This window comes from Hydrogenophaga taeniospiralis (genome assembly GCF_020510445.1).
Taxonomy (GTDB): domain Bacteria; phylum Pseudomonadota; class Gammaproteobacteria; order Burkholderiales; family Burkholderiaceae_C; genus Hydrogenophaga.
In genome coordinates this window covers 5,150,734-5,169,969 of sequence record NZ_JAHBAG010000001.1, presented here as the reverse complement: position 1 = coordinate 5,169,969, position 19,236 = coordinate 5,150,734, and the positions used below count along the sequence as shown (strand labels likewise).

At 67.6% G+C, this 19,236-nt stretch carries 28 protein-coding genes; 11 read left to right on the top strand and 17 right to left on the bottom strand.

Going from position 1 to position 19,236, the window contains the following annotated elements; all coding sequences use genetic code 11:
- Positions 1-24 precede the first annotated feature (24 nt).
- The 4 genes from KIH07_RS24800 to KIH07_RS24785 are packed head-to-tail and all read right to left on the bottom strand — an operon-like array spanning position 25 to position 3,138.
- Positions 25-897: a sterol desaturase family protein gene (locus KIH07_RS24800; protein WP_226494506.1), complete on the bottom strand. Its 873-nt coding sequence runs from the start codon at positions 895-897 to the stop codon at positions 25-27.
- The gene (locus KIH07_RS24795) at positions 894-2,075 is read right to left on the bottom strand and encodes an MFS transporter (protein WP_226494505.1); all 1,182 of its coding nucleotides are present in this window, start codon (positions 2,073-2,075) and stop codon (positions 894-896) included. The genes KIH07_RS24800 and KIH07_RS24795 overlap by 4 nt, the downstream gene beginning before the upstream one ends.
- An 18-nt stretch (positions 2,076-2,093) precedes the next feature.
- Positions 2,094-2,444 (bottom strand): DsrE/DsrF/TusD sulfur relay family protein, encoded by a 351-nt coding sequence (locus KIH07_RS24790; protein ID WP_226494504.1) that lies wholly within the window; start codon positions 2,442-2,444, stop codon positions 2,094-2,096.
- A 22-nt stretch (positions 2,445-2,466) separates the two neighbouring features.
- The gene (locus tag KIH07_RS24785; protein WP_226494503.1) at positions 2,467-3,138 is read right to left on the bottom strand and encodes an ArsR/SmtB family transcription factor; all 672 of its coding nucleotides are present in this window, start codon (positions 3,136-3,138) and stop codon (positions 2,467-2,469) included.
- A 322-nt stretch (positions 3,139-3,460) separates the two neighbouring features.
- Between KIH07_RS24785 and KIH07_RS24780 the strand changes: the two genes are divergently transcribed.
- From KIH07_RS24780 to KIH07_RS24770, 3 genes are read left to right on the top strand one after another with little or no spacing between them, the layout of a single operon-like run.
- Positions 3,461-3,712, top strand: coding sequence for a DUF2249 domain-containing protein (locus KIH07_RS24780; RefSeq protein ID WP_226494502.1), 252 nt, complete (start codon positions 3,461-3,463; stop codon positions 3,710-3,712).
- A 36-nt stretch (positions 3,713-3,748) separates the two neighbouring features.
- Entirely contained in the window at positions 3,749-4,081 is a 333-nt protein-coding gene (locus KIH07_RS24775) for a metal-sulfur cluster assembly factor (protein ID WP_226494501.1), read from the top strand.
- Positions 4,081-5,208 carry a hypothetical protein gene (locus KIH07_RS24770; RefSeq protein WP_226494500.1) on the top strand — a complete coding sequence of 376 codons (1,128 nt, stop codon included), beginning with the start codon at positions 4,081-4,083 and terminating at the stop codon, positions 5,206-5,208. Before KIH07_RS24775 ends, KIH07_RS24770 begins: the two co-directional genes overlap by 1 nt.
- 9 nt (positions 5,209-5,217) lie before the next feature.
- Here KIH07_RS24770 and KIH07_RS24765 read toward each other — a convergent pair whose 3' ends face one another.
- Complete coding sequence (locus KIH07_RS24765) at positions 5,218-6,054, bottom strand: plasmid replication/partition related protein (protein WP_226494499.1); 837 nt, start codon at positions 6,052-6,054, stop codon at positions 5,218-5,220.
- A gap of 74 nt (positions 6,055-6,128) precedes the next feature.
- Positions 6,129-7,034: a LysR family transcriptional regulator gene (locus KIH07_RS24760; RefSeq protein ID WP_226494498.1), complete on the bottom strand. Its 906-nt coding sequence runs from the start codon at positions 7,032-7,034 to the stop codon at positions 6,129-6,131.
- 115 nt (positions 7,035-7,149) lie between these two features.
- Between KIH07_RS24760 and KIH07_RS24755 the strand changes: the two genes are divergently transcribed.
- From KIH07_RS24755 to KIH07_RS24740, 4 genes are read left to right on the top strand one after another with little or no spacing between them, the layout of a single operon-like run.
- Positions 7,150-8,136 (top strand): 2Fe-2S iron-sulfur cluster-binding protein, encoded by a 987-nt coding sequence (locus KIH07_RS24755; protein ID WP_226494497.1) that lies wholly within the window; start codon positions 7,150-7,152, stop codon positions 8,134-8,136.
- A 48-nt stretch (positions 8,137-8,184) separates the two neighbouring features.
- The gene (locus tag KIH07_RS24750; RefSeq protein ID WP_226494496.1) at positions 8,185-9,450 is read left to right on the top strand and encodes an aromatic ring-hydroxylating dioxygenase subunit alpha; all 1,266 of its coding nucleotides are present in this window, start codon (positions 8,185-8,187) and stop codon (positions 9,448-9,450) included.
- Entirely contained in the window at positions 9,447-9,938 is a 492-nt protein-coding gene (locus tag KIH07_RS24745; protein WP_319004844.1) for an aromatic-ring-hydroxylating dioxygenase subunit beta, read from the top strand. Before KIH07_RS24750 ends, KIH07_RS24745 begins: the two co-directional genes overlap by 4 nt.
- A gap of 9 nt (positions 9,939-9,947) precedes the next feature.
- Positions 9,948-10,280, top strand: a complete 333-nt coding sequence (locus tag KIH07_RS24740) for a non-heme iron oxygenase ferredoxin subunit (RefSeq protein ID WP_226494495.1) — start codon at positions 9,948-9,950, stop codon at positions 10,278-10,280.
- Here KIH07_RS24740 and KIH07_RS24735 read toward each other — a convergent pair.
- The 7 genes from KIH07_RS24735 to KIH07_RS24705 form a co-directional block, all read right to left on the bottom strand.
- Positions 10,252-10,872 (bottom strand): DNA-3-methyladenine glycosylase I, encoded by a 621-nt coding sequence (locus KIH07_RS24735; protein WP_226494494.1) that lies wholly within the window; start codon positions 10,870-10,872, stop codon positions 10,252-10,254. The genes KIH07_RS24740 and KIH07_RS24735 overlap by 29 nt on opposite strands.
- A 66-nt stretch (positions 10,873-10,938) precedes the next feature.
- Positions 10,939-11,226: a YciI family protein gene (locus tag KIH07_RS24730; RefSeq protein WP_226494493.1), complete on the bottom strand. Its 288-nt coding sequence runs from the start codon at positions 11,224-11,226 to the stop codon at positions 10,939-10,941.
- Between the two features lie 47 nt (positions 11,227-11,273).
- Positions 11,274-11,849: a TetR/AcrR family transcriptional regulator gene (locus KIH07_RS24725; RefSeq protein WP_226494492.1), complete on the bottom strand. Its 576-nt coding sequence runs from the start codon at positions 11,847-11,849 to the stop codon at positions 11,274-11,276.
- A 165-nt stretch (positions 11,850-12,014) separates the two neighbouring features.
- On the bottom strand, positions 12,015-12,458 hold the full coding sequence (locus tag KIH07_RS24720) for a DoxX family protein (RefSeq protein WP_226494818.1): 444 nt from the start codon (positions 12,456-12,458) through the stop codon (positions 12,015-12,017).
- A 134-nt stretch (positions 12,459-12,592) separates the two neighbouring features.
- The gene (locus KIH07_RS24715; protein WP_226494491.1) at positions 12,593-13,363 is read right to left on the bottom strand and encodes a DUF2063 domain-containing protein; all 771 of its coding nucleotides are present in this window, start codon (positions 13,361-13,363) and stop codon (positions 12,593-12,595) included.
- On the bottom strand, positions 13,360-14,337 hold the full coding sequence (locus tag KIH07_RS24710; RefSeq protein WP_226494490.1) for a DUF692 domain-containing protein: 978 nt from the start codon (positions 14,335-14,337) through the stop codon (positions 13,360-13,362). The genes KIH07_RS24715 and KIH07_RS24710 overlap by 4 nt, the downstream gene beginning before the upstream one ends.
- A 37-nt stretch (positions 14,338-14,374) precedes the next feature.
- A complete protein-coding gene (locus KIH07_RS24705) occupies positions 14,375-14,635 on the bottom strand; it encodes a DUF2282 domain-containing protein (protein WP_413465816.1) in 261 nt (86 codons plus the stop codon).
- Positions 14,636-15,062: 427 nt separating this feature from the next.
- Here KIH07_RS24705 and KIH07_RS25435 point away from each other — a divergent pair, with 427 nt between their 5' ends.
- The 3 genes from KIH07_RS25435 to KIH07_RS24695 are packed head-to-tail and all read left to right on the top strand — an operon-like array spanning position 15,063 to position 16,010.
- Positions 15,063-15,185, top strand: a complete 123-nt coding sequence (locus tag KIH07_RS25435; RefSeq protein WP_264181876.1) for a hypothetical protein — start codon at positions 15,063-15,065, stop codon at positions 15,183-15,185.
- Positions 15,182-15,790 carry an RNA polymerase factor sigma-70 gene (locus KIH07_RS24700; RefSeq protein WP_226494489.1) on the top strand — a complete coding sequence of 203 codons (609 nt, stop codon included), beginning with the start codon at positions 15,182-15,184 and terminating at the stop codon, positions 15,788-15,790. The genes KIH07_RS25435 and KIH07_RS24700 overlap by 4 nt, the downstream gene beginning before the upstream one ends.
- Positions 15,774-16,010, top strand: coding sequence for a zf-HC2 domain-containing protein (locus KIH07_RS24695; protein ID WP_226494488.1), 237 nt, complete (start codon positions 15,774-15,776; stop codon positions 16,008-16,010). Before KIH07_RS24700 ends, KIH07_RS24695 begins: the two co-directional genes overlap by 17 nt.
- Before the next feature lie 25 nt (positions 16,011-16,035).
- On the opposite strand, the gene KIH07_RS24690 is transcribed toward KIH07_RS24695, so the two are convergent.
- The 3 genes from KIH07_RS24690 to KIH07_RS24680 all read right to left on the bottom strand — a co-directional run bounded on the left by KIH07_RS24690 (position 16,036) and on the right by KIH07_RS24680 (position 18,020).
- Positions 16,036-16,755 carry a DUF6969 family protein gene (locus KIH07_RS24690; protein ID WP_226494487.1) on the bottom strand — a complete coding sequence of 240 codons (720 nt, stop codon included), beginning with the start codon at positions 16,753-16,755 and terminating at the stop codon, positions 16,036-16,038.
- A gap of 68 nt (positions 16,756-16,823) precedes the next feature.
- Positions 16,824-17,021: a hypothetical protein gene (locus KIH07_RS24685; RefSeq protein WP_226494486.1), complete on the bottom strand. Its 198-nt coding sequence runs from the start codon at positions 17,019-17,021 to the stop codon at positions 16,824-16,826.
- A 117-nt stretch (positions 17,022-17,138) separates the two neighbouring features.
- Positions 17,139-18,020 carry a helix-turn-helix domain-containing protein gene (locus tag KIH07_RS24680; protein WP_226494485.1) on the bottom strand — a complete coding sequence of 294 codons (882 nt, stop codon included), beginning with the start codon at positions 18,018-18,020 and terminating at the stop codon, positions 17,139-17,141.
- A 214-nt stretch (positions 18,021-18,234) separates the two neighbouring features.
- On the opposite strand from KIH07_RS24680, the gene KIH07_RS24675 reads away from it, so the two are divergent.
- Positions 18,235-18,624 (top strand): nuclear transport factor 2 family protein, encoded by a 390-nt coding sequence (locus tag KIH07_RS24675; RefSeq protein WP_226494484.1) that lies wholly within the window; start codon positions 18,235-18,237, stop codon positions 18,622-18,624.
- A 104-nt stretch (positions 18,625-18,728) separates the two neighbouring features.
- On the opposite strand, the gene KIH07_RS24670 is transcribed toward KIH07_RS24675, so the two are convergent.
- Positions 18,729-19,163 (bottom strand): Lrp/AsnC family transcriptional regulator, encoded by a 435-nt coding sequence (locus tag KIH07_RS24670; protein WP_068171858.1) that lies wholly within the window; start codon positions 19,161-19,163, stop codon positions 18,729-18,731.
- Between the last annotated feature and the right edge of the window lie 73 nt (positions 19,164-19,236).

Below are 19,236 nucleotides of genomic sequence, written 5' to 3'. Positions count from 1 at the left end.
CCCTCACCCGCGCAGGAAAAACGCTCAGTGGTTCGCTCCGGCGTCGTGTTCGGTGAAGGGGCGGCGCTTGATCGCACCGTCGGTGCCCCGACTCTTGAAAGGCAGCATCAGCATGCCCGGCAGGCGCGCCACTTCGTGCGGGTCGGCGTGGCCGTGGATGCCGATGACCATGCCGAGCTGGCCCCCGCGCGGTTGCTCGCGGTAGGTGCCGAACAGGCGGTCCCACCAGGTCAGGTTGAAACCGAAGTTGGAATTGCTCTCGTCGTCTTCCACCGAGTGGTGCACGCGGTGCATGTCGGGCGTGACGAGGAACCAGCGCAAGGCGCGGTCCACGCCGTCGGGCAGGCGGATGTTGCCGTGGTTGAACAGCGCGCAGGCGCTCAGCAGCACCTCAAAGACCACCACCGCCAGCACCGGCGCACCCAGCAGCGCGATGGTGGCGAACTTGATGCCCATGGAGAGCACGATCTCCAGCGGGTGAAAGCGCGCTCCGGTGGTGAGGTCGTAGTCCAGGTCGGCGTGGTGCACGCGGTGCAGCCGCCACAGCGCGGGCACGGCGTGCACCATCACGTGCTGCATCCAGATCACGAAATCCATCGCCACCACGGCCAGCGGCACCGCGAGCCAGAACGGCACGGCGAAATGGTTCAGCAGCCCCCAGCCCCTCTCGACGCCCAGGGCCGCCATGCCCACCGCCGCCGTGGGGAACAGCAGGCGCACGATCACGGTGTTGAGCAGCACGATGCCGAGGTTGCTGGCCCAGCGTTGCGCGCGCGGCAACTGGAGCACCCGGCGTGGCGACGCCAGCTCCCACAGGGCCACCAGGGCGAACACGCCGACGAAGAAGCCCACCCGGATGAGGGGCTCGTTGCCGATGACGAACTGCTCAAAGCTCACAGTGCCTCCCGCAGCCGGGCGGTTTTCAGCTCGGTGCCGACGGACGCCAGCAAGGCCAGCAGCAGAAACGGCACCACGGCCAGGTTCAGCGCGGCCCAGCCGGCGCGGTCGTACAGCCAGCCCGCGGACAGGCTGGCGGTGGCCACGAGCCCGAACACCAGGAACTCGTTGATCGCCTGCACCTTGAGCTGTTCGGCCGGTCGGTAGGTCTGCGTGAGCAGGGCGGTGCCGCCCACGAAGGCGAAATTCCAGCCCACGCCGAGCAGGACCAGCGCCGAGACGAAATGCAGGAACTCCAGCCCCGAGAGCGCCACGGCCACATGCACCAGCAGCAGCACGAAGCCGGTCTGCATGATGCGTGGCGCGCCAAAGCGCTTGACGAAGTGGCCGGTGAAGAACGATGGCGCGAACATGCCCACCACGTGCCACTGGATCACCGGCGTGACGCTCTGCCCCGGCAGGCCGCAGCCCAGCATGGCCAGCGGCGTGGCCGTCATCACCATGATCATCACGGAGTAGCCCACCGCCGCGCCCAGGATCGACGTGAGCAGCAAAGGCTGGGACAGGAGCTCCCGCACGGAACGGGCCGTGCCCGTGGCGGCCGTCGCCACCGGTTTGAGCCGCACCTGCGTCAGCAGGCCCAGCGCCACCACGCTGAGCACGGCCTGCGCCAGGTACGAGCCCACGAACGGCCCGGCGATGAACCAGTCGCGCCCCCACTGCCCCAGTTGCGGTCCTACAAACGCGGCCACCACCCCGCCGGCCACCACCCAGGAAATCGCGCGGGTGGTGTGCGCCGCGTCCACCGCCTCCGCGGAGGCGAAGCGGTAGTAGTTGGCAAAACCCTGGTAACTGCCCAGCAGCAGGTGCCCCAGGGTGAACAGCCCAAACGAGCCCTGCCACAGGCCCAGCCCGGCCAATGCGCTGCCCGCCACCCCCAGGCTGGCGCCGATCAGGAAACCCGAGCGGCGGCCCCAGCGGCGCATCAGCAGGGCCGCGGGCAACGACGCGATGGCCGTGCCGACCACCATCGCCGCCACCGGCAGCGTGGCGAGGCTTTTGTCGGGCGCCAGCAGGGCGCCCAGGATGGCGGCCAGGCTCATCGACAGCACGATGGCCGAGAGCATCAGGGCCTGGCTGCTGGCCAGCAGAAGCACGTTGCGGCGACCTGCAAACATGGTGGGCTTTCGTGGGATTCAGAAGACCAGGACCTGGTCGGCCTCGGTGGTCCAGTCGGCGAGCTGCGCGAGGGTGGAGCGCTGCGCGCCCTCCATCAGCTCCGCCGCGCCCAGGCCCCGCGCGTCCATGCAGGTGCCGCACAGCGCCACCTCGCCCTTGCGCAAGACCTTGCCCAGCATGAGCTGCAGGTTGTAGTAGCCCTCGGGCACCTTCTGGCCCGCCTTGGCGCAGCCCACGGCATCGGCCATGAGGAACACCCGCACCTGCACGCCTTCCTTGGCGGTCAGGGCACCGGCCAGTCGCAGGCCGTTGTAGGCGCGCTCGTTGCCATAGGGCGCGTCGTTGAGGATGAAAAGCACCGAACGCATGGAGGGTTCCTGAAGAAAGGGGTCACCCGGCCGATGGCAGCACCAGTGGCAGACCCGCGGCCTGCCACTCGCTCACGCCGTCGGACACCTTGCGCGCGCGGTAGCCGCGCGAGAGCAGCAGCGCCACGGCTTCGTCCGACAGCAGGCAGAACGGCCCGCGGCAGTAGGCGACGATCTCCTTGTCGCGCGGCAGCGCGGCCAGCCGCTTTTCGATCTCGGCCAGCGGCATGGAGCGCGCATACGGCAGGTGGGCCGCATCGAACTCGTCCTGCGGCCGCACGTCGATCACCACCACCTCGCCGCGCTGCGCCTGCGCCATCAGCGCCTGGCGGTCCACCGAGGCGAGCTGGTCCGGTTGCGCCACCATCTGGTTCAGCGCCATGCGCAGCTCCAGCAGGTGTTCTTCGGCCACCTCGCGCAGTTTCACGCCCAGGCCCGCCACGTCCGGCCCGCTCAGGCGGTAGTGGATGAACTTGCCCTCGCGCCGGCTGGTGACCAGGCGCGCATCGCGCAGCGCCTTCAGGTGGGCGCTGGCGAGCTTGATGTCGATCGACAGCTCGGCCGCGAGCACGTCCACCGACTTTTCGCCCTGCGCCAGCATCTCCAGCAGCTCCAGCCGCTTGGGGCTGCCCAGGGCCTTGCCGATGCGGGCCACCTGCTCGTACAGCAGGTCTTTGAGTTTGCGTTGGTTCATGGGAAACATTCTATTGATTATTTGAATGTTGAGCGAAAGGCACCCGACCAACGGTCACGCCGTCGCTCTCGGCCTGCGCCGGGCAGGGGGCCTGCGTGGTCCTGCGGTGGGCGGACATCCGGGACATGCCGTTGGTCTGAATTTGATGCATATCAAATGAACCTTTTTCTGGTGGCGTCTAAAATAGATTCATAAAAAATGCATCTTTAAGCGTGTGATCGGCTTTGTCTGGCACCCATGCCGATCACCGCAGCGCCTGGCGGCGGGATGCCAACCGGTGCTTTCCGTCCCACTCCGTCCCTTTCTTCTTCACGAGGTTCCCATGAGCAACACCCAGACTCTCCAGAACGTTCACCTCTTCGACGCCCGCGGGGTGGCCAAGCGCTTTCGCCACGCCGCCATCTTCGGCGCGCTGAAAAGCCTGCAGCCGGGGGAAACCATGCGCTTCGTCAACGACCACGATCCCATCCCCCTGCTGGCGCAGATCCGCCAGACCTTCGGGGACGCCGTGTCCCTGGAATACCTGCGTCGGGAACCGGGCGAAGTGGTGCTCGACTTCTGCGTCGTTGGTTGAATACCGGGCGTGCCGCCCGGCGCGCAGGAGCCTTCCATGACACCCACCCCCTTTCCCTACGACGGCCCGGACGCCCTGCTCGAACCGATCGCCAAGGCGCTGCGACGGGTCGTGGACCCGGAGGTGTCCATCAACGTGGTGGATCTGGGCCTGATCTACCGGGTGAGCGTGGCCGACAACAAGGTGCATGCCCGGGTGACCATGACCTCGGCCGCCTGCCCGGTGACCGACCTGATCATCGAAGAGATCGAAAACGAGCTGGACCGGGACCTGCCGCCCGAGATGCTGATCCAGGTGGAGCTGGTCTGGGAGCCGCCCTGGAGCGAGGAGCGCCTGAGCGAGCGCGCCCGGCGCTTCATGGACCGTTGATGGCCGAACGCGCCTCACGCATCGCCCGCCCGCGACCGCGCCGTGGCCGGCTGGCGCCGCTGCTGCTGGCCCTCGTGGCCATGGCCCTGCTGGGCGGCATCGCCGGGGGGCTGTTGCGGGCCGGCGTGCAGCTGCCCGAGCTGTTGCAGTCCCACGCATGGCTGGGGCGCGCCGCGCTGTCGCACGCGGCCCTGATGATCTGCGGCTTCCTGGGCACGGTCATCGGCATCGAGCGGGCCGTGGCCGTCAAGGCCGCGGGGGCCTGGCTGGCGCCGCTGGCCTCGGGCCTGGGCGGGCTGTGCCTGCTGCTCGGGTTCGGTGGTGTGGCCGCGGTCCTGATCGTGGTGGCCGCGGCCGTCTTCGTGGCCGTCAACCTGGTGATCGTCCGCCGCCAGCGCGCGGCCCACACGGTGCTGCTGCTGGCCGCCGCGCTGGCCTGGCTCGCGGGCGGCCTGGTGTTCCTGTTCCGGCCGGGTGACGTGGCCAGCCTGCCCTGGTGGTTCGGTTTTCTGGTGATGACGATCGCCGCCGAGCGGCTGGAAATGACCCGGCTGATGCGGGCGCGCCCCGGCGCCCGGTTCTCGCTGCTCCTGGTGCTGGCCGCCGTGGTCGGGGGCGCCGGCTGGTCGATGTTCGCGCCCATGGCCGGGGGCGTGCTCTACGGCGTGGCGCTGTTCCTGCTGGCCGTCTGGCTGGGGGTGTTCGACATCGCCCGCCGCACCATCCACGCCGACGGCCTGACGCGCTACATGGCCGTGTGCCTGTTGGGCGGTTATGCCTGGCTCGCCATCGCGGGCCTCGCCTGGGCTGGGGCCGCGCTGGGCCTGCCGCTGCGCGACGCCGCGCTGCACGCCCTGGGACTGGGCTTCATCGTCAGCATGATGATGGGGCACGCGCCGGTGATCCTGCCGGCCATCGCGCGGGTCAAGCTGCAGTTCGGCGGGCTGTTCTACCTGCCGCTGGCGGCCCTGCACCTGTCGCTGCTGGTGCGCCTCGGGCCGGGGCTCGCGGACCTGGGCCTGCGCGCCAGCGGCGCTTTGTTCAACGCCGTGGCCATGGGCCTGTTTGCCGCCACGGTGGCGGGCGCGGTGCTGGTCTGGCGCCTGAAACACGGGCTGGCGCCGTAGGCGCGGGGCCTACGCCGACGCTTCTTCCAGCTGGCCGCGCAGGGCCTGCACCTGCTGGCGCAGGGCGGTGTTCTCGGCCTGCAGCTGCGCCACCTGTTGGCGCAAGGCCGTCAGTTCGTCGGTGGGCTGTGCCTCTTGCAGTGGGGTGTCGGCGTCCGCGTCCTGCGGCTTGCGCCGCGATTCGCGCACCCGCTTGGCCGCCAGCTTGAGTTCGTCCTTGCCGGCCAGCGCGGCGGCCTTCTGTTCTTCGGCCGGCAGGCTCGCCACAGCCGCCGCCGCGTTGAGCGAGATGGTGCCGGACTTCAGGGCCGCGACCAGCTCGGGCTCGGCCTGCTTCTGGATCTTTTCGATCATCACCACCTGGCTGCTGCTGAGCCGCGCCGCCTTGGCGATGTCTTCGCGGCTGTGCAGCGGCTTGGGCTCCAGCGCGGGCGCGGTGGCGGCCGGGCTGCCCGACGGCGTGGCCGGCTCGGGTTGATCCGGCAGCGCGTCCGCCGCCGGCGCGGCCAGCGCCCGCGAGCGCCGCTCGGCGATGATCTCGCGCTTGCGCAGCGCCAGCACGCCGCGCTGGAAGTCCGACACGCTGCGCCGGCCCAGGTGCTGGTCGATCATCCACAGGTGCACATCCTCCATGGACTGGAAGCGCGGGTTCTGCACCGTCTGGAAGGGCAGGCCGTGTTTCTGGCAGATGCCGTAGCGGTTGTGCCCGTCCACCAGCACGTCGCCCCAGAGCACCAGCGCATCGCGGCAGCCCTCGGCCAGCAGGCTGCGCTCCAGCGCCTCGTGTTCCTCCGGGGTCAGGGGGTCGATATAGGCTTTGAGGTCCGGGTTGACGGTGATGTTCATGGGGTCGGGGTTCGGGGCGTGGCTTGGGGGCGCGAATTGTAGATGGGCGGCCAACGCAGGGCCCCGCGCCGGCGTCAGGGGTCGGCGAACAGTTCGACGATCAGCTGGCGCAGCCACACGCTGTCCGGGTCGCGGTTGTACTTGGCGTGCCAGAACAGGTTGATGGCGATCTCGGGCAGTTTCACCGGGTGTGGGGAGATCACCAGCTTGAACGGCTCCTGGCAGCGCTGCGCGAAGCGCTCAGGCAGCGTCGCGATCAGGTCGGTGCTCTGCAGGATGTGGCCCACGGCGATGAAGTGCGGCACCACCAGGCGCATGCGCCGCTCGATGCCGGCGCGCGCCAGCAGGCCGTCCACCTCGCCGTGGCCGGTGTTCGGCGCCACCACGCCCACGTGCTCCAGCTTGCAGAACTGCGCCAGGCTCATGGGCGAGCGGGCCGTGGGGTGGCCCTGGCGGAACATGCACACATAGCGTTGCCGGAACAGCCGGCGCTGGAAAAAACCGGCCTGCAGATGGGGCATCAGGCCCAGTGCGAGGTCCACCGACCCCGAGGCCATGTCTTCCCGCAGCTGGTCGGCGTTCGGCCGGTGGGTATGGACCCGCACCTGCGGCGCCAGGCGCGACAGGGCGTCCATCAGCGGCGGCATGAAGTACATCTCGCCGATGTCGGTCATGGCCAGGTTGAAGGTGCGCTGGCTGGTCAGCGGGTCGAACGAATCGCGCCGCGACAGGGCGGTCTGCAGCGCGTTGAGCGCGTACACCACCGGCTCGGCCAGGTGCAGGGCATAGGGTGTGGGCTCCATGCCGCGCGAGGTGCGCAGGAACAGTTCGTCCTTCAGCACCGCGCGCAGGCGCTTGAGCGCGTTGCTCACCGCCGGCTGCGAGAGCCCGAGCTTGTCGGCGGCCGTGGACACGCTGCGGTCGAGCAGCAGCTGGTTGAACACCACCAGCAGGTTCAGGTCGATGTCGCGCAGGTCCATGGGGTGGCCGTCATATTCATGATGGTGATTCTATCTATGCGGTTTGCTTTATCGACTGATAAGACTCGGCGCTCCAGAATCGCCCCACATCGGAGACATCGAGACACAAACCGCCATGGAACTCGTCGTAGAACCGCTCAAGCTGCGCCTGAACGTGGACAGTGGAAAGAACCTGCTGGACGTGCTGCGGGCCAACGAGGTTCCCATCTCCTACAGCTGCATGTCGGGGCGCTGCGGCACCTGCCGCTGCCGCGTGGTGGACGGTGACCTGATGGACGCCGGCCCCGAAGCCGGCCGCCCGCAGATCGGCGCGGGCCGCTACGTGCTGGCCTGCCAGGCGGTGCTGACCGACAACTGCACCATCGAAGTGCCCGAGGTGGACGAGGTCGTGGTGCACCCGGCGCGCATCATCAAAGGCACGGTCACCGCCATCGAAGACGCCACGCACGACGTCCAGCGCCTGCGGGTGCGGCTGGCCAAGCCGCTGGCCTTCAGCCCGGGGCAGTACGCCACGCTGCAGTTCACGCCCGAACACATCCGGCCCTATTCCATGGCGGGCCTGCCCGACGACACCGACATGGAGTTCCAGATCCGCCGCGTGCCTGGGGGCCAGGTCTCGGCGTACGTGTTCGACGAGCTCAAGCCCGGTTCGACCATCCGCCTCAGCGGCCCGCTGGGCACGGCCTACCTGCGCCGCAGACACACGGGGCCCATGCTGTGCGTGGGCGGCGGCACCGGGCTGGCGCCCGTGCTCTCGATCGTGCGCGGTGCGCTCGAAGGGGGCATGGAGAACCCGATCCACCTGTACTTCGGGGTGCGCAGCCAGCACGACCTGTACGACGCCGACCGCCTGAGCGCGATGGCGCAGCGCCACCCCAACCTGCGCGTCCACATCGTGGTGGCCACCGGTCCGGTGGAGGCCGGCCAGCGCCGCGGCCTGGTGACCGACGCCATCGCGCAGGACATCGCCTCGCTCGCCGGCTGGCGCGCCTACCTGTGCGGCGCGCCCGCGATGGTGGAGGCGCTCGGCCTGCTGGTGCGCCAGATGGGCATGGCCCCCGAGCATGTGCACGCCGACGCTTTCTACCCCGGCGGCGTCTGATCCGCGCCGCCCAGCCCCACGCAGAACCCAACCACAGGAGACCCCACGATGAGCGAAACCCCCACCGTGTTTCCCCAGGACCCGGCATGGCCGGGCGAAGGCACCAGCCGCGTCCCGTTCTGGGCCTATACCCGCGACGACCTCTACCGGCGCGAGCTGGACCGCTTCTTCTATGCCGGCCACTGGTGCTACGTGGGCCTGGAGGCCGAGATCCCCAACCCGGGTGACTTCAGGCGCTCGGTGATCGGCGAGCGCTCGGTCATCATGGTGCGCGACCCCGACGGCGGCATCAACGTGGTGGAGAACGTGTGCGCCCACCGCGGCATGCGCTTCTGCCGCGAGCGCAGCGGCAAGGCGGCGAAAGACTTCTTCTGCCCCTACCACCAGTGGAATTACAGCCTCAAGGGCGACCTGCAGGGCGTGCCGTTCCGCCGCGGCGTCAAGCAGGACGGCAAGGTCAACGGCGGCATGCCCAAGGACTTCAAGCTCGAAGACCACGGGCTGACCAAGCTCAAGGTGGCCATCCGCGGCGGCGTGGTCTTCGCGTCGTTCGACCACGACGTGGAGCCGCTGGAGGCCTTCCTCGGCCCGACCATCCTGCGCTACTTCGACCGCGTCTTCGATGGCCGCGCGCTCAAGGTGCTGGGCTACCGGCGCCAGCGCATTCCGGGCAACTGGAAGCTGATGCAGGAGAACATCAAGGACCCCTACCACCCCGGTCTGCTGCACACCTGGTTTTCCACCTTCGGCCTCTGGCGCGCCGACAACAAGTCCGAGCTCAAGATGGACGCGCACTTCCGCCACGCCGCCATGATCTCCACGCGGGGGCAGGGCGGCAGGAACGAGGAGGTGGTGGCCGGTGTGGACAGCTTCAAGGAGTCCATGAAGCTCAACGACCCGCGCCTGCTCGACATCGTGCCCGAGCCCTGGTGGGCCGGCCCGACCGCGGTGATGACCACCATCTTCCCCAGCGTGATCATCCAGCAGCAGGTCAACAGCGTGTCCACGCGCCACATCCAGCCCAACGGGCATGGCTCGTTCGACTTCGTCTGGACCCACTTCGGCTTCGAGGACGACACGCCCGAGATGGAGCAGCGCCGCCTGATCCAGGCCAATCTGTTCGGCCCGGCCGGCTTCGTCTCGGCCGACGACGGCGAGGTGATCGAGTGGTCGCAAGAGGGCTTCGAGCAGAAGCCCGCGCACCGCACCGTGCTCGAAATGGGCGGGCACGACATCGGTGACACCGATCACATGGTGACCGAGACCCTGATTCGCGGCATGTACGGCTACTGGCGCAAGGTGATGGGGGAATGAACATGATCGACTTCAAGACCTACTTCGAACTGCTCAATCTCTACAGCGACTACGCCATGGTGTGCGACTCGGCCGACTGGGAGCAGTGGCCCGAATTCTTCGTCGAGGAGGGCAGCTACCGGCTGCAGCCCCGCGAGAACCACGAGCAAGGCCTGCCCCTGTGCCTGCTGGCGCTGGAGAGCCAGGCCATGATCCGCGACCGGGTGTACGGCGTGAAGGAAACCATGTACCACGACCCGTACTACCAGCGCCACATCGTGGGCACGCCGCGCGTGATCCGGATCGAGCAGACGGCCGACGGCGAACGCATCGAGTCCGAGGCCAACTACGCCGTCATCCGCACCAAGATCGACGCCGAGTCCATCGTGCTGAGCGCCGGTTTCTACCGCGACGTGATCGTGCGCCGGCCCGAGGGCCTGAAGCTGCTGTCGCGCCTGTGCGTGTACGACAGCGAAATGATCGCCAATTCCATCATCTACCCGATCTGAGGCAAGCCCATGGCAGAAGACAACTGGACCGACGCGGTGGCGTTCGAAGACGTGCCCGAGGGCGATGTGATGGGCATTGTGGTGGCCGGCCAGGAGGTCGCGCTCTACGAGGTGGACGGGCAGGTGTACGCCACCTCCAACCTGTGCACCCACGGCGCGGCGCGCATGAGCGACGGCTTTCTGGAAGGGCGCGAAATCGAATGCCCGCTGCACCAGGGCAAGTTCGACGTCTGCACCGGCCAGGCCCTGTGCGCGCCGCTGACCGAGAACATCCGGACCTACCCGGTGAAGGTCGAGAACCGGCGCGTGTGGCTCAAACTGGGCGGATGCCCGGCCGCTTGAAGGCCTGGCGTGCGCGCTCGGCCTTCGGGCGGATCGCGCATGGTTCGGCGTGGTCGTTGATCAGCCCCATGGCCTGCATGAAGGCGTACACGGTGGTGGGTCCCACGAATTTCCAGCCGAGCTTTTTCAGGTCGCGCGACAGCCGCTCCGACTGCGCCGAGGTCGAGACCGTCTGGGGCGTCGCCAGTTGCGCCGCCTCGGGCTCGTAGCGCCAGATGAACGCGGCCAGCGAGCCTTCTTGCTGGACGAGCTCCACCGCGTGTGCGGCGTTGTGGATCACCGCCTCGATCTTGCCTCGGTGGCGCACGATGCCCTTGTCCTGCAGCAGCCGCTCGACGTCGCTCTGGGTGTAGCGCGCGACCCGGTGGAAGTCGAAGCCGTCGAAGGCGGCCCGGAAGTGGTCGCGTTTGGCGAGGATGGTGCGCCAGCTCAGCCCCGACTGGAAAGCCTCCAGGCTGATCTTCTCGAAGAGGCGCCGGTCGTCGTCGACCGGGAAGCCCCACTCGTGGTCGTGGTACGCGAGGAACTCGGGCGCCGCCGCGCACCAGCGGCACCGTGCTGCCCCGTCGGGGCCGATGATGGTTGTGCTCATTGGACGACCCTCCGTGCTGCACTCATGTTTCGATGGCCTTGTCTGATGCTGTCATTGGACGGAGGTTCAACTGAGCAGGGACTGCAGCTGTTGATCCATTCTCGACGGGGCGATTTCAACGATCTCGGCTGTCACGACATCTTCGGCAACAAACGGGTCTTCGTTCACCCGGTCCAGAAGCTCCTGTCTCGTCGTGTGGCGTGCGAGCAGGCCCCCTCCCTGATGGGGCTGGATGCTTCCCGCCAGCAGGAAGACGCCGTCATCGAAGCCGCGGTCGAGCCAGCGCTTGTGCCCCTCCAGGAAACGACTGGCCTGTGATCGGTTGTTCGAGAACCTGAGCAATACGACAAACATGGGATTCGACTCCTGTTGAATGGTTGATCTCGCGCTTGCCCGAGGGGTCAACCCGGGGACGCCATGTCTTGCTCCAGCCACGCGTGCAACTGCCGGACTTCGCGGTGCAGGAAGCGCTTGTCGCCCAGGGCATTCGCGAGGGTGGCGATGCCCTGGCTGCGGCCCAGCAGGTGCATCGCCAGCGCATCGGCGTCGGACTTGCGCCCCAGCGCCACGAACTGCCGCTTCAACCAGGTGCGAAACAGCGTGAACAGCGCATTGGCCTGTTCCTTTCCGGCGTGGTTGAGCTTGGCGAGCTCGGTGCACAGCGTGCCGACCGGGCAGCCGTACCGCAGGATCGGCGCCTGGTTGACGATCAGCATGTCGATGAACCGACGCAGGCGTTCCAGGGGGGAGGCGGCGTCCTGCTCCCAGCGGTCCAGCATCCGCTGGGTGTTGGCCAGACGCAGCGCGATCACCGCGTCCAGGATCTCGTCCTTGCTCTTGAAGTGGTAGTAGAAGTTGCCGCGCGAGATCTGCACCGAGTCGGCGATGTGGGCGAACGAGGTGTGCCCGTAGCCGTTTTCGTAGAACAGCCGGTCGGCGGCTTCAACGATGTGGTCACGTGTCTGCTTGTCACCCATGAAGAGGCGTTCCTGAGGAAATTTGGCACTCACCGAGAACCGCGGCCGCTCGTGGTCCATGGTCGGCCGTCACGGAACTGCACAGGTTCTTGGATCCTATTTAGGACGGTTGTCCTATGGATCACGAATATAGGACAGTTGTCCTACGTCGTCAATGGGGCGGTGTCAGGCCGCGCAGCGGCGCGCGATCCAGGTGTCGATGGACAGCTTGCCCGGGCCGTGCGCCATCAGGTAGAGCAGCACGGCGGCCCAGGTGCCGTGGGTGGGGTAGGCGTCGGGGTAGACGAAGAGCTGGATCACCAGCGTCATGCCCAGCAGGCCCAGGGCCGACAGGCGCGTGGCCAGGCCGAGCAGGATGAAAATGGGCAGGATGTGCTCGCCCAGGGCGGCCAGGGTCGCGCCCAGTTCGGGCGACAGCAGGGGCAGCTTGTATTCCTCCTTGAACAGGAACACCGCGTTGTCCGACAGCCGGGGCATGTCCAGCGTGAACTGGCCGCCGACGATGTCGATGGCCAGGCCTTCGATCTTGGTCTGACCCGATTTCCAGAACACCGCGGCGATGGAGAAGCGCGCGATGAAGGCCAGCAGGGTGTTGGGCAGATGGCCCATCAGGCGGTGCACGCTCTGCAGCAGCGCGCTCAGGCGCGCCATGGTGCCGCCGGTGGCGGCGTTGGCGGGGGAGGGGGTGGTGAGGGTGTTCATGGCGGTCTCCTGGGTGTTGTGGTTGAAAGGTGGCCAGTGGCTCAGTGGGCGTGCTCCACCCCGATCAACAGTTCGTGGCGGATCAGGGTGGCCAGGGCCTGGGTGAGGTCGAAGTCGGGCTCAGCGGCCAGGGCCCGCTCCAGGGCCTGGCCAAAGGGGTCGTCCAGCAGCAGGCCCACCACCAGCTCGGCCATGCCGGGCGGGGTCTGCCAGACCATCACGTCCAGGCCGCTGCGAAACACCAGGGCCGACTCGGCCTGCGCGGGGTCGATGTCTTCCAGCGCGAGGCCGCTGCCCTCCTGGTGGGCCGCCCAAAGCGAGACGGCCGCGTGCGCGGAGCGCAGGAGGTGCAGGCTGGGGGCCAGCCGCCAGCGCAGCGTGGGCAGCGCCCGCGCGTCGTGCATGACCGCCGCGATGGCCTGGGCGTCCATGGCGCGGGCGTCGGCGGCGTGCAGGGCCTGCAGGCGCAGCATTTCGAGTTGCGCCACGTCGGCCAGGTAGGGCAGGCTGGCCGCGGGAGCGAAGCGGGCGATGAACCCGGGCAGCTCGGCGCCGTAGTGGCTGAGCACCCGGGTGCGGGGCGGGTGGGCGCGCACGAAGACCTGGGCCATGGCGCGGAAGAAGGTTTCGCCCACCAGCTCTTGCGTGACCGGGAAGGTGTGGGCCAGCGCGTCCACCAGCGACACCATCACGTTGTTGCGGTGCACGGCCAGGCGGCGCTGTGGGTCGCTGTGGTTCCAGGTGACGAGGCCGCTGGGGGCGGCCTGCGCCGGGTCGAGCAGGGCCTGGGCCCAGCTGTGTTGCGTGCTCATGGGGAGGCCTCCAGCGACGGGGCGTAGCGGGTGCGCGTGCGTGGGCAGGGCCGCGCTGGGGGCGTCGCCAGAGCTGCACCCGCAAGGTGCTGTTCCGCCAGCCGGGCCTCGTGGAGCAGCACCTCGAAGCCGGGCAGGTCGTTGTCGCGCTCGATCAGCGTGGGCTGCGCGCCGGCGAGGGCCAGCGCGGTGTCGTACAGCGCCCAGACCGCCTCGGCCACCGGCGAGCCGTGGGCGTCGATCAGCAGGCGGTCGCCCGCGCCATCGACGTCCTCGGCAAAACCCGCGAGGTGGATTTCGCCGGTGGCGTGGCAGGGCAGTTCGCACAGGCTGCGCTGGGGATCGCGGCCGTGGTTGATGCTGGAGACGTAGACGTTGTTCACGTCCAGCAGCAGGCCGCAGCCGGTGCGCTGGATCACCTCGCGCAGGAAGTCGCCTTCGCTCCAGGTGGAGCTGGCGAACGCCACATAGGTGGACGGGTTCTCCAGCAGCATGGGGCGGCCCAGCCGGGTCTGCACCTGGTCGATGTGGTCGCACACGCGCCGCAGCGTGGGCAGGTTGTAGGGTAGGGGCAGCAGGTCGTTGAAGAACACGCCGCCATGGCTTGACCAGGCCAGGTGTTCGGAAAACAGCGCGGGCTGGTAGCGTTTCACCAGCCGGGCCATCGCGTCCAGGTGTTCGGCGTCGAGCGGGTCCTCGCCGCCAATGGACAGGCCCACGCCGTGGATGCTCAGCGGGTAGCTTTCGCGGATGCGGGTGAGGTGGTGGTGCATGGGGCCACCGGCCACCAGGTAGTTTTCCGCATGCACTTCAAAGAAACCCACGTCGGGCCGGTGCGCGTGGATGTGGGCAAAGTGTTCAGGTTTGAGGCCCAGCCCGGCGCGCTGCGGCAGCGGCCCGGGAACGGGTGCGCGGGGCTGGCTGAGCGCGGCCGGCGCGACGGGACCGGAGGCAGAAGCGGGGTGAAGGCTCATGGGGGTTCTCCGGTGTGCGGCGGCCGCGTGGCCTGGGTCAGGCCTTTTCCTGGAAGGCCTTGAGCTGGCCAAATCCGGTGGGCGACGTGGGCGATGCGGTCTTCTCGCAGCTGCCCTTGGGCACCAGCGACCAGGCGTTGCCCTGGTGGTCCACCTTGGAGGTGCCGGCGCAGGTGGTGCCGGGGCCGGCGGCGCAGTCGTTCTTGCCTTTGAGGGCCACGCCAAAACATTTTTCCTTGTCGGCGCTCTGGGCGGCGGCCGGGCTGGCGGCCAGCGTCAGGGCGGCGCCCATGGCCATGGCGAGGGCGGTGCCCGAAGCGATGCGGGCGGCGTGGCGGCGGGTGAGGGTGTGGTTCATGGTGATCTCCTGAAACGGTTGGGGGGTGGGTTGCTCGCCAACAAGATGGGCTTGCAAGGTGTAGTCGCGGCCATGCGGCGGTTCTTACAGCGGACCTGAAAATTCCGTCTGGCGGCCGGTGAGGCCCAGGCCGGCGTAGGCCTTCGTCGATGACCGCAAGGGAGGGCTGTAACGATGGGCCGTGGCCGAACGACCAAGCAGCTCATCACACACCGTTTCACACCGGAGGTCCCCATGGGTTGGCTGCTGCTTCGCGGGGCGCGCCTGGACGCCGACGCCAGGCGCGCGGACGCATGCGCGAGAATCCGCCCCTGCGGTGCCACGGGAGCGTGGTGCCGCGCATCGCATCGTTTCATCGGAGTGGTCCATGCAGGGTTTTTTCAGCACGGTGTTTTCCCGACCGATCGTGATCGGCGCGCTGCGCGTGTCGTTCGTGGTGTCCAGCGACAGCGCGGCCCGCAACCCGTTGACGAACCGGGCCGCACCGTGAGCGCGACGGGCCTGCCGCCGGGGGTCGATCCGGCTGAACTCAGCGCCCTACGGGGCAAGATGCTCAAGTTCGCGGCGCTGCAGCTGGGCGACGCCCAGCTGGCCGAAGACGCCGTGCAGGAAGCCCTGCTCGGCGCCTTCAAGAACACGGCCACGTTCGCCGGCAAGGCCAGCCTGAAGACCTGGGTGTTCGCCATCCTCAAGAACAAGATCACCGACATCCTGCGCCACAAGCAGCGCCACGTGTCGTCGCAGCAGGTGGTGGGCGACGCCGACGAAGAAGCGGACCTGAACGAGCTGTTCGATGCCCGTGGCATGTGGGAGTCCGATGAGCGGCCGGCCACCTGGGGCAACCCCACGGAGTCGCTGCACGACAAGCAGTTCTGGAAGGTGTTCGAGCTGTGCCTGGAGGGGCTGCCCGGGCAGCAGGCGCGCGTGTTCATGATGCGCGAGTACATCGGGCTGGACGCGCGCGAGATCTGCACCGAGGTGGGCATCACCTCGACCAATCTGAATGTGATGCTCCACCGCTCGAGGCTGCGGCTGCGCGAGTGCCTGGAGAACCGCTGGTTTGCGCAAGGAGGGCAACATGCTGAACTGTCGTGAGGTGACCCGCCTGGTGTCCGAATCCCAGGAGCGCAAGCTGTCGGTCGCGGAGCGGCTGTCGCTCAACCTGCACCTGATGATGTGCGACGGCTGCAAGAACTTCAGCCTGCAGGTGCCCTTCCTGCGCCGGGCCATGCGGGCCTACGCCGAGCGGGTGGATGATGTGGTGGACGGCGCAGCCGATGCGCCGGCCCGGCCCCAAGGGGACGGCGAGCCCTGAGCGCCTTGTCCGGCCGGGTGCCGGCTCATCGAGGGGCGGGCAGCCCGCGCCGGCTCGCTTCGGCCTGCAGCGCATCCAGATCGGCGGCCCAGTCGATGCGGCGGTGGCTGAGCACGTCCAGCCGCCGGTTGTTCAGCGCGTCGGCCAACGGGCCATGGGCGTGCAGGCGGGCGTCGCGCCGCACCAGCAGGTCGGCGATCAATGGCCGGTAGAAGGCCAGGAAATGGGTCAGCCAGGCGCATGCGTGTTCATGCCCGGTCACCGGGCCGGGGCTGCAGCGGTCCAGGCAGGCCAGCGTGCGCGCCGCGTCGAACCAATGACCGTCGGTGACCCATTGGTTGGTGGTGAAGAGGTTCACGGGCAGGCCCTGGGCGTCGAGCGCGATGGCCAGCAGGTGGGTGGGGGCGGTGCGTTTCCACACCGTGCGGTCCAGCGTGGGCCGACGGCGGCGGCCCGACGCGGTGGCATGCCAGAACACATGCAGGTGGCCGTGCTCGTCGCCGTGGTTGCGGTGGGCGTGGTAATAGAACTGGGCGCCGCTGCGCAGATCGATCACGTCCGCCGGCGGGTAGTGTTCGTACGCCACCACCTGGGCGCCCCGCACCCAGCTCTGCAGCAGCGAGCCCGACGCGGTGGTCGCCCGCTCGAACGCGTCCACGCTGGACAGGCCGTGGCGGAGGGCGGTGTTGAGTTCGGCCAGCGAGGTCGAGCGCCAGTGGCGGCGCAAAACAGGGGATGCGGACATGGGGCCTCGGTGAAGGAATCCCCGGGACCGCCGACGGGCCCCGGGGGATCGGGCGCAAGACCCGGGGCTTATTGCGCTTTGCAGGCGCCGCACTTGGCCTTGCAGGCACCGCACTTGGCGGCGGCGCCGCATTTGGACATGGATTTGGCCGGGCCGCATTTGGCGCCACCGCAGGCGCGGCAGGCCATGGCGCAGCCCCCGAGGGCGGCGGTGGTGACAACGGCGGCGGCCAGGCTCATGGACAGGCGGGAAGAGAACGTGGACATGGAAAGCTCCTGATGTGATGGACATGCCAGGGTCTCGTGCAGCGCCAGACGGGCGTGTACAAGCCTTGGTGGGGTTCAGTCGCCGCAGGTCGCCGAATCGTTACACCGCTCAGGGCGTCAAAGAGACATTCTTTGCTGCCTTCGAAATTCTGCCGGGGTGCAGTCCCCCTCGCGCCGGAAGAACTTGCTGAAGTTGGTCGCCTCGTCGAAGCCCAGCTTCTCGGCGATGGTGGCGACAGGCAAGTCCGTGTGCACCAGCAGGCGCTTGGCTTCCAGATGGATGCGCGCCGCGATGAAGGCCTTGGCCGTCGTGCCCATGGACGCCGCCACGGCGCGCGCCAGCGTCTTCTCGGTATAGCCGAGGTGGCTGGCGTAGTCGGCCACCTGGTGCCATTGCGCGAAGCGCTCGTCCACCAGTTGCTGGAACCGGTTGAAGCGTTGCAAGGCCGCGGAGACCGGAAGCCCTTGTACCTGTTGCCGACCTTGGAGGATGCTCAGCCGCGTCAAGAGCGTGTGGAGCTGATGACGCAGCAAGGCATGCACATCTTCCTGCGGCGCGTCGATCAGTGTGTCCTCACGCATCTGCTGAAACAGGTCCGTGGCCTTGCGCAGCTCCTGGCTGCTGAGGACCATGTGTTCAGGCAACCTCTCCAGATTGAGCGCGAGCTTGAGGTCGTGAGACGTCGTGGAAACGGGCAAGACAAACTCCGGGCGGAACAACAGGTTCCAGCCGTCCCAGTCTTCATCTTCTCCGTAGTTGTGGGCCTGTCCTGCCCGCAACACCAGCAGCGACCCCGGCTCACAAGAGATCGACTTGAAGTCGACCATCTGGGTACATCTTCCCTGCGTGACGCACACCAAGGTGTGGAACTCGTACCTGTGGGTCACGCGCACCTGTTCCTTGCCCCGGTGTCTGAGGTCGGCCACAGAAAAGACTTCGAGGTCGAGCTGGTAGGGCGCCTGCGGTTGATAGCCCAGGCGCTGAATCTCCGTGTTCACCTGCGTGCTTCCTGATGCGGACTGAATCGCTTCCGAGGCCTTGGATGGCTGTTTTCTGAAAATGTCCTGAAAGTATCCGTCATTGTCGCTTATATACCGTTTCAATCGATCTTATTTGTCCAAAAATAACCATATTGAAATCGTCCGAGAAGGACAGCCAACCCCGGCGCTGGCACAGCCATCTTCCACAACCGCGTCAACACAGGAGCGCACCATGAACAACATCGACATCGCCAAGACCTACATCAAAGCCGTGCAAACCGGCGACCAGGCCACGCTGGGCAGCACCATTTCGCCCGACGTGATCTGGCACCAGCCCGGCAACAACCGGTTTTCCGGCACACATCGCGGCATGGCCGCTGTGGGCCCGATGCTGGGCAAGATGATGGAAGTGTCCAAAGGCACGTTCGCCATCACCCGTGCCGACCACTACATGGCCAATGGTGACTGGGTGGCCATCACCATTGAATTTGCCGGTGAGCGCGACGGCATCCAGCTCAAGCAGCCGGGCGTGGACCTCATCCGCATCGAGGGCGGCAAGATCGTTGAAGTGCGGCTGTTCTCCAGCGACCAGACGCAAGAGGATGCCTTCTGGGGGCAGTGACGCCTGCGGCATGCGTGACCGGCCCATGGCGCTCGAAGCCTTTCCGTGAAACAGCGTTACGCACAAATCCCGAACACGCTGACGCGCAAAGACCCATGCCGCTTTCACAGCGGCATGCGCTCGTCCTTGAGCACGCGCAGCACGAAGCTCGATTTGCTGTGGCGGATGCCGGGAATCTTGTAGAGCTTCTCGCGCAGCAGCCGCTCGTAGTCGCGGGTGTTCTTCACCGCGATGCGGATGTAGTAGTCGTAGTCGCCCGAGATCAGGTAGGCCTCCATCACCTCGGGAATGGTGGCCAGCGTTTTGCCGAACTCGTAGAGCGCCTCGTCGGTGTGGCTGTCCAGCGTGAGCTGCACGATGACCGTGTCCTGCCAGCCCAGCTTGGCGCGGTTCAGGTCCGCCGTGTAGCGCTTGATCACGCCCTCCGCCTCCAGGCGCTTGATCCGGCTCCAGCAGGTGGTGGGCGAGAGGTGCACCGCCGCACCGATCTCTTGCAGGGTCTTGCGCGAATCGGCCAGCAGCTCGCGCAAGATGGCCATGTCGTGGCGGTCGAAGCTGGCCGGCGAATCTTCGTCGATGGGCTGCTTTGGAAGATGGATTTTCGGCTTTGCC